Here is a 16,386-nt window from a genome sequence, read left to right on the forward strand (position 1 = left end):
GGATAAATTTGAGGATAACTGTGTGGAAAATGAGCAAAATCACGTGTCACAGCTGACTTCACTATGGATGCCGTGGATTGAGCATTTATCTCAGCCGCCATTTAGCTCGGCCAGCTTTGACGATGAGGCCAAACTGCTGATACATGCTGTACTGGAAGCCATGCAAAATGGGAACAGCTGTATTGACGCGGCAGAGGAGCAAATCACCTTGCTGCACAATCTGGTACGCCGTAGCGAGTCTGATCAGCATGCGATTGCCCCCTTTGTTTTTCAGGACCAGCAGTTGTATCTGTACCGTTACTGGAAACTGGAACAGGCAGTCGCTGCCCATGTGGCTCGCATCAAATCCCAGCAGTTGAAAGCAGTTCCGTTGAATGAACGTCATCGCAGTCTGCTTTCCGATCCGCAGCAGCAGAAAGCGCTGGAAATGGTGGCCAGTCAAGGCCTAAGTATCATTACGGGTGGTCCGGGAACCGGGAAAACCTATACGCTGGCGCATATCATTGCTGTGCTGAATGAAAGTCTGCCGGACATCCGGATTGCCATGGCGGCACCGACCGGAAAGGCGGCACAGCGTATGAAAGAAGCATTGCAGAATGCCTTGAGCAGTCCGGCACTGGCCCAGTTTGATCTGGAAACTCTAAAACAGTTACAGCCTGTGACCTTGCACCGTCTGTTAGGTTTGGGAACCACTGCACAGCCAAGATTCCATGCCCGACAGCCATTGCCTTATGATGTGATTGTAGTCGATGAAGCGTCTATGCTCGATTTAAGCCTGTCACAGATGTTGCTGGCAGCGGTGCCAGAGGGTGCGCGTTTGATCCTGCTGGGCGATGCGAATCAGTTGGCTTCTGTCGATGTCGGTACCGTACTGGCTGATTTGCAGCAGGTGCCGGCCCTGGCCAATAACCGGATTAATCTGGTGAAAACTCGACGCTTTGCTGAAGGTGCACGGATTGGTGCACTGGCGCATTTTATTCAGCAAGCTATTCCTGGCCCTAATCTGTTAAACGAATTTGAAAAAGAGGTAGTGCCTGCATCTGAGCTACAGGCGATTGATCTGGAACAAATCGAAATTGACCATGTGCAGCTGCAATACCTGCCTGAAAATGTGCTGTTCAATGATGCTCAGCCCTATTATGACCAGCTCATGTATGGCTATCAGAGCTATATACAGGCACTAAAAGCTGGGGTGGGCAGTCAAGATTTTAATGCATTTGTGGAGCAGATCATTCGTCATTTTGATGATTACCGTATTCTGACTGCGATCCGTCATAGCGTTTTTGGTCTGACCCGACTCAATCAGCAGATTGAACAGCGCCTACTCACTGCAACCGGGCAGATCAAGCAGGGCGACTGGTATATCGGCCGTCCGGTGATGATGACCTATAACGATTACCAGCTGGGACTCTCTAATGGGGATATTGGTATCTGTTTCCTGCGTGAGCATCTTGGACAGCGTCAGTTTGAAGTTTATTTCCCGAGTCTGGAAAAATGGGTTCTGGCGACACGTTTACCAAAAAGTATTGAGACGGCCTTTGCCCTGACGATTCATAAATCCCAAGGTTCAGAGTTTCGGCACACTGCAGTAGTGCTGGACCATAAGGCCAGTAACCTGCTGAGTAAGGAACTGATTTACACAGCAATTACCCGTGCAAAAAAAGCGGTCACATTATTGGTAGATCGTGAAGCATTTACACAATCATTAAGCCTGAAAACTACCCGTCGTAGTGGCTTGAGCAAAAAAATCATTGAAGAGTGTCATAACTTTTCAGATGATAGTGAGAAGGTTTAATGTAAGCATATGCTTACGCCGATTCAGGAGATTTGCGGATAGAGCTTCGCTGCCCTTTTTGAGAAGATGAGTCCTACAAAGAACTCAACAAGGAAAGTTGAGAATAATCGCATAATTATTATAAGAAAGCCATAAGACAGCGAGCTTACATTGATGTAGGTGAAAAAAGAGGAAACTTACAGCCGCTAAGCCTTGTAGTTTTGGGAGAGACTACAAGGCTTTTTTATATGTTGAGTTTATAGAAAGGTGGCGTAATTTTATAGATTATTTAATTTTTCTAAATCATTCATATAGAGTGAATAAGATGGGTTAAAAGTGAGATTTGTGTAATATTAATCACAATTTAAGTTAATTAATGTAAGAAAAGGCTTACATATAGATACGAAAAATGCGTCTATGAGTAGCCCGACTTTGTGGCAGAATTTACTACACAGGGACGTTGTAGTAAGAATAAGGGAAGTTTTTATTAACAATGATAATTATAAAACGCGGTACAGCGTAATAAAAACAATAAACAATAAAAAAATAATGAAAAAGAAGAAACTACAGCGCACAAGAAGCCCGAGCTCGCTCGGGCTTTTTTTTATAGTTGAATAAAATTGAGCTTTATATCTAGCCTGGGATTCGAAACATAAGCTGTATTGCATTTGACCGAAATAAGTAAGGCATTTTTCATAATCTTTAGCTTAATCTCTAAACCAGTTTGGCAAGTTTTATCTTGCAGATAAATGATCTGCTTCTAGTGAACTGAATAGGTTTCTTTAAATCCATAGATAGTCACATGATCTATTTTTGCAATCTAACGTAATTTCCCTTAAAATATGCAACTTGCTGTAGTGATGCACGGCAGTCAGTGTTTTGAATTCTCATTACATTGATTTTTATCAAGATATATAAGCATCTCGGAGAAATCGAATGGCTTTAACAAACGCAGATCGCGCAGAGATCATCGCTAAATTCGCTCGCGCTGAAAACGACACTGGTTCACCAGAAGTTCAAGTAGCTCTTTTAACTGCTCAAATCAATGACTTACAAGGTCACTTCAAAGAGCACAAACACGACCACCATAGCCGTCGCGGTCTAATCCGTATGGTTAACCAACGTCGTAAGCTTCTTGACTACCTAAATGGTAAAGACCACGGTCGTTATGTTGCTTTGATCGGTGCTTTAGGTTTACGTCGTTAATTCGATTTAAGCTTTATTTTCGGGTTTATTGCATGCATTGTGCTTTACAGCTGAAAACTAAAGTCGGTTTAGCCTTTGGCTAGATCAGGGGAAGGGGCGAATGTTTCGCTCCTTCTTTGTGTTTAAAAATAGTGTTTATTTCTGGTGAGGTCGGCTTCTAAGCTTTGTCATTTACTCAATCACTTGATTGTGAATGCCAAACCTTAGGGGTCTCCACTAGAATAATTGTTCACAAGAACTAGGAAAAAATAAAACATGTCGATGTTTAATATTGTTCGTAAAGAATTCCAGTTTGGTCAGCATCAGGTGGTTCTTGAAACTGGTCGTGTTGCGCGCCAGGCAAATACTGTTGTGATTACGATGGGTGGCGTAACAGTACTGGTTGCTGTTGTTGCTCAACCAACTGCTAAAGCAGGTCAGGACTTCTTCCCATTAACCGTGAACTACCAAGAAAAGCAATATGCTGCAGGTCGTATCCCAGGTGGTTATGGTAAGCGTGAAGGTCGTCAGTCTGAAGCTGAAACTTTAATTTCACGTCTGATTGACCGTCCAATCCGTCCATTGTTTCCAGAAGGTTTTTACAACGAAGTTCAGGTTACTGCGACTGTAATTTCTTCTGATAAGACTATGGATGCTGACATTGCTGCAATGCTGGGTACTTCTGCTGCTCTTTCTATTGCTGGTACGCCATTCCGTGGTCCAATCGGTGGTGCACGTGTGGGTCTGATCAACGGCGAATACGTTCTTAACCCGAACTTTGAACAAATGGCTCAGTCTGATCTTGACCTTGTTGTTGCAGGTACAGAATCTGCAGTATTGATGGTTGAATCTGAAGCGAAAGAACTTTCAGAAGACCAGATGCTGGGTGCTGTATTGTTCGGTCATGACGAAATGCAAATCGCGATCCAGGCGATTAAAGAATTTGCTGCTGCTGCAGGTGCAACAGAGTCTACTTGGACTGCTCCAGTTAAGAACGAAGAACTTCTTGCCAAGTTAAAAGAAGCATTCGAAGCGAAAATTTCTGAAGCGTATACGATTGCAGTGAAACAAGACCGTTATGCGGCACTTGATGCACTTCATGCAGAAGCACTTGCTCAGTTCGTTCCAGAAAATGACGAAACAGGTATTGCTGACGAAGTAAACGAATTATTCGAAGATCTTAAATACCGCACAGTACGTGACAACATCTTGTCTGGTAAGCCACGTATTGATGGTCGTGATACAAAAACTGTTCGTGCAATCGACGTACAAGTTGGCGTTCTAGACCGTGCTCACGGTTCTGCATTGTTCACACGTGGTGAAACTCAGGCGTTGGTAACTACAACTTTGGGTAATACACGTGATGCGTTGATGGTGGATACCCTTTCAGGTACCAAAACTGACAACTTCATGTTGCACTACAACTTCCCTGCATATTCTGTAGGTGAAACTGGTCGTGAATCTGGTCCTAAACGTCGTGAAATTGGTCACGGTCGTCTGGCACGTCGTGGTGTTCAAGCTGTTCTTCCTGCGGCTGATCGCTTCCCGTATGTGATCCGTATTGTATCTGATATCACTGAATCTAACGGTTCATCTTCAATGGCGTCTGTATGTGGTGCTTCTTTATCACTTATGGATGCAGGTGTGCCAATTAAAGCACCAGTTGCAGGTATCGCGATGGGTCTTGTGAAAGAAGGCGAGCGTTTCGCAGTTCTTTCTGACATCTTGGGTGATGAAGATCACCTTGGTGACATGGACTTTAAAGTAGCAGGTTCTGCAAACGGTATTACTGCACTTCAGATGGATATCAAAATCGAAGGTATCACTGAAGAGATCATGGAAACTGCATTGAACCAGGCTTATGCGGGTCGTATGCACATCTTGAACGAGATGAACCAAGTAATTTCTCGCGCTCGTCCAGAAATTTCAATGCACGCGCCGACATTCCAAGTAATCAGCATCAACCCTGACAAGATCCGTGACGTGATTGGTAAAGGTGGTGCAACAATTCGTGCAATCACTGAAGAAACTAAAGCAGCGATTGACATCGAAGACAACGGTACAGTTCGCGTATTTGGTGAAACTAAAGCTGCTGCGATGGCTGCGATTGCAAAAATCCAAGCACTTACTGCTGAAGTTGAACCAGGTACAATCTATGTAGGTAAAGTGATTCGTATCGTTGAATTCGGTGCGTTCGTGAACATCCTTCCAGGTACTGACGGTCTGCTACACATTTCTCAAATCTCTAACGAGCGTATTGCCAACGTTGCAGACGTATTGAAAGAAGGTCAGGAAGTGAAGGTACAGGTTGCTGACGTTGACAACCGTGGCCGTATCAAATTGACAATGAAAGACATCGAACAAGCATAATTGTAAGATGACTTTGAAAGTCTGAAAAAAGCCTGCTTTATGCAGGCTTTTTTATGCCTGGAATTTATAAAATCAAAACATATGAACTGATTTTGGGTGAAATCCGTTATAAATTTTATTTAAAATTTAGAAAAAATCGTAGTGCCAAGACGGAACAAAATGAATGTAAAACATAAAATCTGGATCAAAACTTGAATCACAATGCTTACCACGATGTTGCTTGATGATTATGTCCTGATCGTATGTTCAGATTTTATTTTGACAATACAGCGCTGGCATCAAGTTAAAGGCAATTTAATTTGCTTCTAGGTGAGATGTGAGCTAAATAATAGATCTCTTTCATAAATCAAAAAATGATCGTTATATTCATGTTTAAATGGATATTGAAAGTTCCTTCTCCCTCTGGGAGAAGGTTAGGATGAGGGGATTTCTTCTAAAAAACCTCTCCCTGAGGAGCATGTGCTCCGCAAGTCTCCTACAAGGAGAGGGGATTCCCTTTGTAGTGATTAAAAAATGATTTATGCAAGAACCCTAATATGCACCTTATTATTCCGCTGATGAACAAAGTGTTATCTGCGGATCGTTTGGACCACCTTATGTTTTTTGGCACATATACAGCAGGCAGGAAGTATGATTCCAAAAATTCTCATGCCTAGAATCACTTTTAGATGGTTATAGCATGAGCTTCCTACCTTTAATTACCATCCTGAATCAGGTCAAAGGATCTATCTCCGAACTCTTGAGTAGTCTATAGATTTCATCCTTTAGCTTTAATTTTTTTCGCTTGATTGCTTCAATGTCTGTATTGACAAGATTTACAGGGTCTAATGCCAGCTGTGCAATCTTTCGATCCAGTTCATCGTGTTCTTCAAAAATACGTGCGAAATACGGATTTTCATCCCGAAGCTGGCTAATGAGGTCACGATATTCGGGGAACATGTACTTTAATTTTTTATTGCAATCTCTGGTTTTCATAATCAGTTATAAACTCAAAAAAATAATGTAAAAATCCCCGAACCATCTCAGTATCATCTGAGATAGACCAGGGGGTAGCGGGATTATTTGAAGTGCAGATGTTTCACTTCGCGACGTAGCTGTTGAACTTCATCAATCAGATCCAGCATCATGGCGACAGCACTAAAAGATGCATCAAAATCACGTTGTAAGCGGTATGCTCGTTGTGCTCGGGTAACATCTTCACCAATGAAATGATAGGAAGTGTTACGACTACGGTTAGGTAAAATGCCATGTTCCATCAGCTGTATTACCCATTCCGGGCTTTGCCCGCATGCTTCTGCAAAATGGCTGAGATCAAATTGATGGTCATCCATGATTTCTGAGGGGATAAAACCCTGAGAAAAATTTTCTTTATATTGAATGGTGGTCATGGCCTGCTCCTTAAATATCCAGACTAAAGTCATTGCTGTGAATCAGATCGGGGGCATGTTGTAATAGATAGGATTTGAGGTAATGCCTAAGATCAGATTTCCCATGATTCAATATATGAGTGGCAGCATTGCAAAAACTACCGGAGGTACAAAACCTGCTGAAATTTAGGTTAGGCAGGTGATGGACTAAAAGTGGTGTATATTTGCCATGCAATAGCAACTGTTTTGCCGAACATTGGTCGAAAATAGTTTCAGATGCATCACCATATTGCTTATTTTTATTTTTGGACATCCCTTTGCCGTGACCCACTATTAATAAAGAGTCAGGTAATCGTTGGAGCATATAGGTATATGATCTGAACATAGTGAATGGATAAAAAATAACCGTGTTCGATCCATTATTCTGAGTTTTAGTGCACTACAAAAGTGAAGATTTGTACCTTATTGTTTCAAATCATGACAATAAAAAAGCCTCTGAATAGAGGTTTTTTAAAATACTAACTAAATTAGTGTTTTATCCAAGTTACGCTGCGTCCAATTACGGAAACGCCTACATAACCACGCAGGGTTAAGCGTTTACCATTAGCGTTCAAACGTGCTTTACCTTTATAAATCTTGCCCCCAATTGGATCCAAGACTTGACCATCGATGTATTCATTTGGCTTATTTGGATTTTGTTTAAAATTCCAAATAAAAGGTAAGCCAATGAACGGTTTACCTTTGAGCTTGCCAGGGCAGTTATGGCAAATAACTTGTTTTTCGGCACCTGGTAGACTCCGGGTTTCGACAATAATCCCTTCATAGGTGCCATCAGGTTTTTTGCGGATTTCGACATCTGCACGTGAATAGCCACTTTGGTCATCTACAGTCTTCCATATTCCAATCAATGGATCTACATTGGCTAAACTGCATACTGATACGGTTGCTAAAGAAATCCCCATACATAAAGCGCGTACTAATTGTTTCATATCCATCCTAGGAAATTATCGTGTTTTAAAAATAGATTTATTGCTCTAATTTATAAATAATAACTTTATAAATCAATTTATTATTTTGTGATGAAAGTTGTTTTAATATGGGTTAAATGAACGAAGAATCATGTTTTATCGAAAATGTTTGAAGCTTGTCCAAGTCATATCGCATAACTTGGACAACGCAATTTTCAATTTTTGATCCAAGTCATATTACGCCCGACTGGAGATCCTTCAGTTCGGCTATGAATTGCCAGATGACGGCCATTATTTTTCAGACGTGCACGTGCCTGATAGAGTTGTCCAGAGACGGGGTCGAGCAGGGTGCCATTAATAAATTCGTTGTTATTTTCTGGATGGCTGCTCAGACCTTTAAGCATGGTCAGTCCAACCAGAGGCTGATCCTTGAGAGAGCCTGTGCATTGGATACAGTTCTGTTGTCGGGTTGCCCCCGGAACCTCACGCACCTTTACAATCTTGGCAATATAGCGATCATTAGCGTCTTTGCTGATGATGACATCTGTCAGAGAATAACCGGTACGGTCATCAATGGTTTTCCATTGTCCAAGCAGTGGATCATTGTTGGCAGATACTGACAGGCTAATCGTGCTGGCTGCTGCAAAAATTATGGAACAGAACAGTTTAAATTTCATCCCCACACATCCCCCCTAGTCTTAAAAATGCGTTTAAAATTTTAAAGGCATATAAATATTATGGGATTAATATAGCGTGAAAAATCTACTAATTACCAGTGGATAATCAAAGAAATTCAAGAAAAATTAAAATTTAACTTAATGAAAAATCACATTAAATAATGAATGTGGGATGTGGTTGGTATTTGATGGGTAAACGTATTAAAAAGAGGAAAGACTGAAAACTGTCCAAATAATCAGATCAGACAGTCCTAGAAATAAGGGTTAATTAATAGGGGCGTCAGTCCATATTTATCAAGGATACGGTGCGGCCAAGTATTGATATCCTCCCATTACTATGTAGAGCTGAATGAGAATCTAAGAAGTAAAAAAGCACTCCTATTGAGTGCTTTTTTACTAAGGAAGATAGCTGTAATTAACTGAGGTGTTCACCGAACAGACCTAAGGCTTCTTCAGCAGTGAAGGTGTATTGGCTATTACAGAACTGACAATCCATTTCAATTGGATTTTGCAATTCTAAAGTTTCACGAACGGATTCAGCACCGATCTGTTGCAGTGCAATCGCACAGCGCTCTTTAGAACAGGTACAGCCAAATTTCAGATGTTCTGCTTCAGGCAGACGTACTTGTTCTTCGTTATATAAACGATAGAGGATTTCATTGGCATCCAGACCGACCAGTTCTTCTGCTTTCAATGTTTCAGTCAACATGGTCACGCGTGGCCACAAATCTTCATCCACATAGCGTTGTTCTTCTTCACTATTACGTGGCAGCAGTTGAATCAGCAAGCCACCTGAACGCTTCTGGTCACTTGCCAGCACAATACGGGTTGGAATCTGTGCAGACAGATCATAATACTGCATCAGACAGCCAGCCAGATTGTGTTTATCCAGCGGTACGATACCTTGGTAACGCTCACCAAATTCAGGCTCAATATTGATAAACAGTACAGGACTGGTCAGGGCTTTTAGAACTGTACTGCTGTCTTCTGCTACCTGGAAACGAGGGTCTTCCTCATAATCAGCCAACGCACGCACTTCACCAAGATGGTTACATTCCGCCATCGCCCATTTGAACGTACCTGAAGCCTGAATCTGCAGACTGATGCGCCCCTTAATTTTCAACGTACTTGCCAATAGGGCAGTCGCACTGAGCATTTCGCCCAAAAGGATTTGTACGGCAGGAGCATAGTCGCGCTGCGCTAAAATTGTTTGTAAAGCTTCTTGAAGATGCACTACTTCACCACGAACAGGGCTATCCTCAATAAAAAAGCGTTGGCGTAAATCAGACATAAAATTCTCCATAACCCTGCTTTAATGGTGACACTATTGTAAAACACAAGTTATGCCAGATCATCTGTTAAGGTATCAATTCCTGTGCCGTTGACATTCTGTTGCTTCTGTAGTGGATTTATTACACTTTTACGATGTTGATCCTGCTCAAACAGATAGCTTAATTCTGCTATGTTGTTGTGATTTTGAATATGTAAGGACTCAGCACCAGATTCGGCTTGTTGTTCGGCTTTAAGCAAGGTTTCATCATGCTGACGGAACTGTAGAATAGCCTGCTCAGCGACTTCTGCAGATTGATGGGTTACTGTTAGTAATGACTGAGTCAGCGATAAAGCAGAAAGATAAGTCTCACGGAAAACCTGTTCCACACCTAGCTCATGTAGCAGATGGGCATGATGACGATTTCGTGCACGGACCCACAATTTCAGATCTGGATAATTCCAGCGCAAATGACGTACGACCAGCAACGAATCTTCAATATCATCAATCGCAACAATCACCTGATCTTTGGACGCAATATCCGCCAGCTGTAGCGCTGAAGTCTCAGTCGCATCTGCCTGAAAGAAAGGAATAGCCTGATCTTTAAGTAGATCACTTGCTTCAACTGTATTGTCCATCACACTAAAGCTAAGACCTTGCTGATGAAGTACACGCGCTACGATTTGCCCAAAGCGGCCAAAACCAATCAGTAAAATCGGTGCAGGGGCTAAAGTCTCTGCCTGAGTGTCAAACTCTGCGACCAGATGATGCGAGCGATCTAATCGCGGTAAAATGTGTTGATCGAGCAACCAGTAAAGTGCTGGTGTCATGAGCATCGAGAGCGCCAGCATATACAGTAGCGGTGACAACACGCTGATATCGACAATGGTGTGAGTCATCGCAACGGTGAGTAACACAAATGCAAACTCCCCGCCTTGAGCCAGGCTGGCAGCAGTCAAGGTACTGGTGCGCCAGCTGTTTTGATAATAACGGGCAATCGCCAAGCTGAACGCAAATTTGCTAAAGACAATGAGCAGGGCACCACCCATGATCAGTCCAGGCATGTGCAAGATATCACTCAGCTGGATCGATAGCCCAATACTGATAAAACATAAACCGATCAATACACCATGAAAAGGCTGCACGGCATTTTCAACATGAGGTCTGAAATCAGAATCTGCCAGCAGAATTCCGGCAAATAAGGCCCCTAAATATAGCGTTAGTCCCAGCGTCTGCATCAGGACCAGTAAGCCGAGTATCACAAAAATTGCCACCAGGACATGCAGGTCATGACTGCTGCTTCTGGCAATCCAGCGATACAAGGGTTGCATCAAATAGCGGTTACACAGGAACAGTCCGGTAAAGGTTGCCATAATGGCAGCAAAATAAGCCACGCCATGTTCAGTAGAACTTACGCCTGAAAATAGCGGAATAATGGCAATCAGTGGAATCAGCAACAAAGCTTGAATTAATAGACTGATATAACTGAGCTGACCATGAGACGTGCTGAGCTGCTCCTGCCTCATCAGATGTTGGAGACTTAACGTCATCGCAGACAGACTACCCGCCAGTCCAATAACGACACTGGTGATGAGGCTTTGCTGTAAAAAAATGACAGAACATAAAGTCAGAAAAATACCTGAGCCTAATAGCAGTGCAGCCGTTGAGATCCAGGCAGATTGAGGTATCTGGACGAAGCGTTGTGGTCGTAGCTGTAAACCTACCCAGAACAGCAGAGACAGGATGCTAATTTGCATCAGCATCGACTGAAGTTGAGGATCAGTAACAAGATTTAATGTTTCAGAACCAAGCACCAGGCCTGTCAATAAATAACCCAGCACTGCTGGCAGTTTCAAATAGCGGGTGATTGGCACAATCAGCAATGCTGCCACCAGAATTAATGTAATTTGCAACAGTATCGACATGTTCAACCTTAAATCTTATTTCCGTATTGCAGCTTGCAGGACTAGCTCAGTTCTTGTGGATCGACATCCAGACTTAACTTCATCGAGGAAGGCTTGTCTTGCAGCATAGCTTGCCACCATGCCCTGACATAATAGTGCAAACGTGGACGGTCTGCGGACAGGAGCACCATATGGGACTGATAGCGGCCCGCCTTACGTTCCATCGGGGCTGGAATAGGTCCCCAGATTTCCAGCTGCAGGTCCTGATATTGCCTTAAGACGGCAGCATGTTTCTGTAGAAACTCTGTATTTAATGCCTGATCACGTGATTCGCAACGAATCATCACTGCATAGCGATAGGGTGGCATGCGGGCAATCTGACGTTGTTCTAAAGTCTGTTTGGCAAAAGCCCGGTAGTTATCCGTGACCAAGGTGTTGAGCAAAGCATGGTCGGGACGTAAGGTCTGTAAATAGACATCGCCTTTATGCTCACCACGACCGGCACGACCCGCCACTTGTACAATCAGTTGGGCAGTACGTTCGGTGGCACGGAAGTCGACACTGAGTAGGCCAGAATCGATATCTAAAATAGCGACCAGTGTGACATAAGGGAAATGGTGACCTTTGGCCAGCATTTGCGTACCGAGCAAAATCGCCGGTTCACTTTTCTGAATCTTGTCATAGATTTTCTGCCAGCTACCGACCCGACTGGTCGAATCGCGGTCTACACGAATGACTTCATGATCGGGAAAGAGTTCATTCAGCTGCTCTTCGACCTTGCCGGTTCCCATGCCGAGTGTTTTGAGTTCAGTATGATTACAACTCGGACAATGATCCGGCATGCGGTGCAGGGTGCCGCAATGATGACAATGCAGATGCTGATAGGGCTGACGATGCACGGTAAAATTGGCATCACAATTCGGACATTGTGCCTGCCAGCCGCAGCTGTCACAAATTAAAACGGGTGCATAACCGCGGCGGTTCAGGAACACCAGTACCTGTTCTTTTTTCTCCAGACGTTTACGTATTTCCTGAATCAGATGCAGGCTGATGCCATGCTGCTTCTGTGCCACTTTTAAATCTAAAATATGGATCTTTGGCATTAATGCCGTACCAGCACGCTGATTCAGTTCCAGCGCCTGCATTTTGCCATTGGCAACCAGCGCATAGGTATCAATACTTGGTGTGGCTGAGCCCAGAAGCACCGGACATTGCTGCAAATGTCCGCGATAAAGTGCAACATCTCGGGCATGATAACGGAAGCCTTCCTGCTGCTTAAAGGACAGGTCATGTTCCTCATCCAGGATGATCAGTCCCAGATTAGGCATCGGGGTATAAATGGCAGAACGGGTGCCCAGCACAATCGAGGCTTTACCGGTTTCTGCAGCTTGCCAGGCTTGTAGGCGTTTCGAGTCGTTTAAACCCGAGTGCAACAAGGCAATATGACAATGGAAACGTGACTGGAAACGGCTAATGGTTTGTGGGGTCAAGCCAATTTCCGGTACTAGCACTAAAACCTGTTTCCCCTGTTTCAGTACCTTTTCCATGATCTGCAAATAAACTTCAGTCTTGCCGCTACCAGTCAGACCATCCAGTAAAAAAGCCTGGTATTTATTTTTAAATTTCAATACTTGCTGAATGGCATGCTGCTGTTCCGGATTGGCTGTAAGTGGCATTTGTGCCAGTTGAACAGGCTGCGGGCTGAAATCCTGTGCTTCCAGCACACATTCACAAATTCCTTTTTTCTCTAAAGCTTTTAGGGTTGCTGTCTCGATCCCTGCCAGGTTCAGTACCGTTTCCGTGGTGCCGACTGGATGCAATTTTAAAATTTTATAGGCTTCCTGCTGGCGCTGGGAACGACGCACCTTGGCTTCTGCCTGATCATCTAACAGTTTCCAGTTCCGGGCCAGAAGGTTATAAGGCTTACCTTGACGAAGCAGTGTGGGCAGGGCACTTTGCACCACTTCACCAATCGGGAACTGGTAATATTGAGCTGACCAGTTCAGCAGATTCAGTACCTTGGCATCAATGAGCGCCCGGTCATCCAGCAATTCAGTAATATCTTTAAGTTTAAAACTGGAATCCAGTGGAGCATCTAAAGGCAGTTTCTCCATAATCACCCCAACCAGATTCTGCCGGCCAAAAGACACCGCCACGCGGGCACCCACCTCAGCCTGCTGGTATTGCGCTGCACTTAAACTGTAATCAAAACAGTCAAATAGGTGAACAGGAACAGCAACACGAACACGATAAACTGGAGTAGTTGAGGCTGGGTGATCTGAGATGGGCAAGTGAGACATCCTGATGAATTTTCGTCGTGCTAAAAAGGCAGTTGTGGTAGAGTGAACAGATATTTTATATCTAAGAATATGAATGATTTTGATGGTCTGACGCAACTGCGTTGAGGCAAATTTTTGGAAAATTAGAGCATTACAATGCCAGCATATCAATTTATTGCACTTGATGCCTCGGGTAAGCAGCAAAAAGGCGTATTGGAAGGGGATTCTGCACGTCAGATCCGTCAGCAACTTCGGGACAAAGCCTTGATTCCGGTGTCTGTTGATCCAGTTGAGCAGAAGGACAAGCATTACCGGCCGCGCTGGTTTGAAAAAAGCCTTACAGCTTATGACCTGGCACTCATGACCCGGCAACTCTCCGTGCTGGTTGCCGCCGGTATTCCCTTGGAAGAAGCCATTCGCGCCGTCGGTAAACAGAGCGAAAAGGTACATGTACAGAACCTGCTGATGTCAGTACGTTCCAAGGTGCTGGAAGGTCATAGTCTGGCACAGGGCTTGCAGCAATCTGGCCGTTTTCCGGAACTGTATATTGCGACCATTGCTGCTGGTGAGCGTTCCGGGCATCTGGACCTGATTATGGACCAGCTGGCGGACTATACCGAAAACCGCTTTGCCATGCAGAAAAAAATTCAGGGTGCGATGATTTACCCGATCATTTTGCTGCTGATGTCCTTTGCGATTGTGATGGGTCTGATGACCTATGTGGTCCCAGATATTGTCAAAACCTTTGACCAGAGCAAAGATGCTCTGCCATGGATCACGGTCACGTTGATGAAAGCCAGTGACTTTATCCGGATGGCCTGGCCTTTCCTGTTAGCTGGTAGCGCCGTGGGTATTTTTCTGCTGATTCGTTTTCTGCGGACGACTGCTGGGCATTATGCTTTTGACCGTCTGACCTTGAAATTACCGCTATTTAGCAAACTATCACGAGGCATTAATGCAGCCCGCTTTGCCAGTACTTTGTCTATTCTGACCCGTTCTGGTGTACCGCTGGTCGATGCCTTAAAAATTGGTGCGGCGGTGAGCAATAACTGGGTCATTCGTGATGCCGTTAATCTGGCCGCAGAAAAAGTGACTGAAGGCGGCAACCTGGCGACCCAGCTGGAGCGTAGTAGTTATTTCCCACCGATGATGGTACAAATGATTCGCAGTGGTGAAGCTTCTGGTGAACTGGACCGGATGCTGGAGCGGGCATCGACCATGCAGGACCGTGAAGTGGCCACACTGATTTCGACTTTACTGGCTTTGCTGGAACCACTGATGCTGGTGCTGATGGCGAGTATTGTGTTAGTAATCGTAATTGCAGTGATGCTGCCAATTGTGAATATGAATAATATGATTTAAATAAGGTGTGGGTAGAATTCCAATTATAGAAAGCCCAAACAGATTTTCAAAATTGAGCAATGAGAGACATGCAATGAAAAGGACTGAGATGATGAATGAACAGCCAGGTTCTTCAAAAGTACGCTCACATATGACGCGTATCAAAAATACTTCAGGTTTTACCCTGATCGAAGTCATGGTCGTGATTGTGATTTTAGGCGTATTGGCTGCACTGATTGTACCCAACGTGATGGGCCGTGGTGAGAAAGCAAAAGTTGATACTACCGTGATTAAACTGCAAAGCATTGCCGGGTCTTTGGACCAGTACAAGCTGGATAATGGTAAATATCCAAGTATGCAGGAAGGTGGTTTAGATGCTTTAGTCAACAAACCTGCATCTGCAAAAAACTGGTTACCAGGTGGCTATGTTAAAGGTGGTTATCCGAAAGACAGCTGGGATAATGAATTGCAATATGTCATTCCTGGTACGGATGGACGTTCATTTGATCTTTATTCATTTGGTGCCGATGGCCAGTCTGGCGGTGAAGGTACAGATGCTGATATTTATTATCAACCTTAATTGAGAATCATTATAAATTCTCATTTATGGGATATATCACTTCACTTAATTGGGTGTCTCAATACTAAGTGAAGTGATAATAACTCTTAATACATAAATATAATCTAGGTGCATGAATTAAAAAATAATTTTATAATCCATTCTATTTGAGAGTCATAATAAGAATTATTTCCATATTTGTCGATTACAATTATCTTAAAATAGCAATAAATATAGACTTTTCATTTCTATAAAAAAGCTCATAATGATTTCCATGGCAAAGATTTAGCCAAAGGAGTGGGTATGAAAGCATTAATTTTAGGAGATGAAATAAACCAGTTTCATTGGTCGATGCTGAAATCTGTCCTTTTGGTTTTAAGCATTCTTCCGGTGAGCCAGGGCGTTTTGCATTTGTGGCAAAGCACGGAAGGTAGCAGCCAGATTATGGTGGGTTTCTTTGCACTGAGTCTGATGAGCAGCCTGCTCGCTTTGTGCTTCTGGTCGGCCTTAAAAGCCAGCGTGATGAATGTGAAACAGGAAGAAGTTTCATCCTTTGAGCGTGGTGTGGTTCAACTCTACCGTTTTCTGCCAATGCTGTCATTGGCCAGCATGCTGTCCTATCTTGCTGTACAGATTTAATCATCTTCCCCAATAAAAAAACCGAGGATTATGCCTCGGTTTTTTTTATTGCT

The 16,386-nt window shown here is 43.6% G+C and carries 13 protein-coding genes; 6 read left to right on the top strand and 7 right to left on the bottom strand.

What is annotated here, in order from left to right; all coding sequences use genetic code 11:
- The first annotated feature begins 22 nt into the window (after positions 1-22).
- The 3 genes from recD to pnp all read left to right on the top strand — a co-directional run bounded on the left by recD (position 23) and on the right by pnp (position 5,329).
- A complete protein-coding gene (gene recD, locus IHE35_RS01460; RefSeq protein ID WP_242788715.1) occupies positions 23-1,795 on the top strand; it encodes an exodeoxyribonuclease V subunit alpha in 1,773 nt (590 codons plus the stop codon).
- Between the two features lie 915 nt (positions 1,796-2,710).
- Entirely contained in the window at positions 2,711-2,980 is a 270-nt protein-coding gene (gene rpsO, locus IHE35_RS01465; protein ID WP_004637724.1) for a 30S ribosomal protein S15, read from the top strand.
- Positions 2,981-3,241: 261 nt separating this feature from the next.
- Entirely contained in the window at positions 3,242-5,329 is a 2,088-nt protein-coding gene (gene pnp / locus IHE35_RS01470) for a polyribonucleotide nucleotidyltransferase (RefSeq protein ID WP_242789930.1), read from the top strand.
- A 711-nt stretch (positions 5,330-6,040) separates the two neighbouring features.
- On the opposite strand, the gene IHE35_RS01475 is transcribed toward pnp, so the two are convergent.
- The 7 genes from IHE35_RS01475 to IHE35_RS01505 all read right to left on the bottom strand — a co-directional run bounded on the left by IHE35_RS01475 (position 6,041) and on the right by IHE35_RS01505 (position 13,815).
- On the bottom strand, positions 6,041-6,304 hold the full coding sequence (locus IHE35_RS01475) for a YdcH family protein (RefSeq protein WP_242788716.1): 264 nt from the start codon (positions 6,302-6,304) through the stop codon (positions 6,041-6,043).
- Positions 6,305-6,387: 83 nt separating this feature from the next.
- On the bottom strand, positions 6,388-6,717 hold the full coding sequence (locus IHE35_RS01480) for a chaperone modulator CbpM (RefSeq protein WP_004813480.1): 330 nt from the start codon (positions 6,715-6,717) through the stop codon (positions 6,388-6,390).
- A gap of 506 nt (positions 6,718-7,223) precedes the next feature.
- Entirely contained in the window at positions 7,224-7,685 is a 462-nt protein-coding gene (locus tag IHE35_RS01485) for a DUF2147 domain-containing protein (protein ID WP_004813478.1), read from the bottom strand.
- Positions 7,686-7,879: 194 nt separating this feature from the next.
- A complete protein-coding gene (locus IHE35_RS01490; RefSeq protein WP_242788717.1) occupies positions 7,880-8,341 on the bottom strand; it encodes a DUF2147 domain-containing protein in 462 nt (153 codons plus the stop codon).
- 415 nt (positions 8,342-8,756) lie between these two features.
- Positions 8,757-9,632, bottom strand: coding sequence for an Hsp33 family molecular chaperone HslO (gene hslO, locus IHE35_RS01495; protein WP_242788718.1), 876 nt, complete (start codon positions 9,630-9,632; stop codon positions 8,757-8,759).
- 50 nt (positions 9,633-9,682) lie between these two features.
- A complete protein-coding gene (locus IHE35_RS01500; RefSeq protein WP_242788720.1) occupies positions 9,683-11,536 on the bottom strand; it encodes a cation:proton antiporter in 1,854 nt (617 codons plus the stop codon).
- A gap of 41 nt (positions 11,537-11,577) precedes the next feature.
- A complete protein-coding gene (locus IHE35_RS01505) occupies positions 11,578-13,815 on the bottom strand; it encodes a primosomal protein N' (RefSeq protein ID WP_242788722.1) in 2,238 nt (745 codons plus the stop codon).
- Between the two features lie 135 nt (positions 13,816-13,950).
- On the opposite strand from IHE35_RS01505, the gene gspF reads away from it, so the two are divergent.
- The 3 genes from gspF to IHE35_RS01520 all read left to right on the top strand — a co-directional run bounded on the left by gspF (position 13,951) and on the right by IHE35_RS01520 (position 16,333).
- A complete protein-coding gene (gene gspF, locus IHE35_RS01510) occupies positions 13,951-15,156 on the top strand; it encodes a type II secretion system inner membrane protein GspF (RefSeq protein WP_242788729.1) in 1,206 nt (401 codons plus the stop codon).
- A 91-nt stretch (positions 15,157-15,247) separates the two neighbouring features.
- Positions 15,248-15,715 carry a type II secretion system major pseudopilin GspG gene (gene gspG, locus IHE35_RS01515; protein ID WP_242789931.1) on the top strand — a complete coding sequence of 156 codons (468 nt, stop codon included), beginning with the start codon at positions 15,248-15,250 and terminating at the stop codon, positions 15,713-15,715.
- A gap of 282 nt (positions 15,716-15,997) precedes the next feature.
- Entirely contained in the window at positions 15,998-16,333 is a 336-nt protein-coding gene (locus tag IHE35_RS01520) for a hypothetical protein (protein WP_242788732.1), read from the top strand.
- Positions 16,334-16,386: the final 53 nt, after the last annotated feature.

It is taken from the genome of Acinetobacter sp. ASP199 (assembly GCF_022700675.1).
In the GTDB taxonomy this organism is placed as follows: domain Bacteria; phylum Pseudomonadota; class Gammaproteobacteria; order Pseudomonadales; family Moraxellaceae; genus Acinetobacter.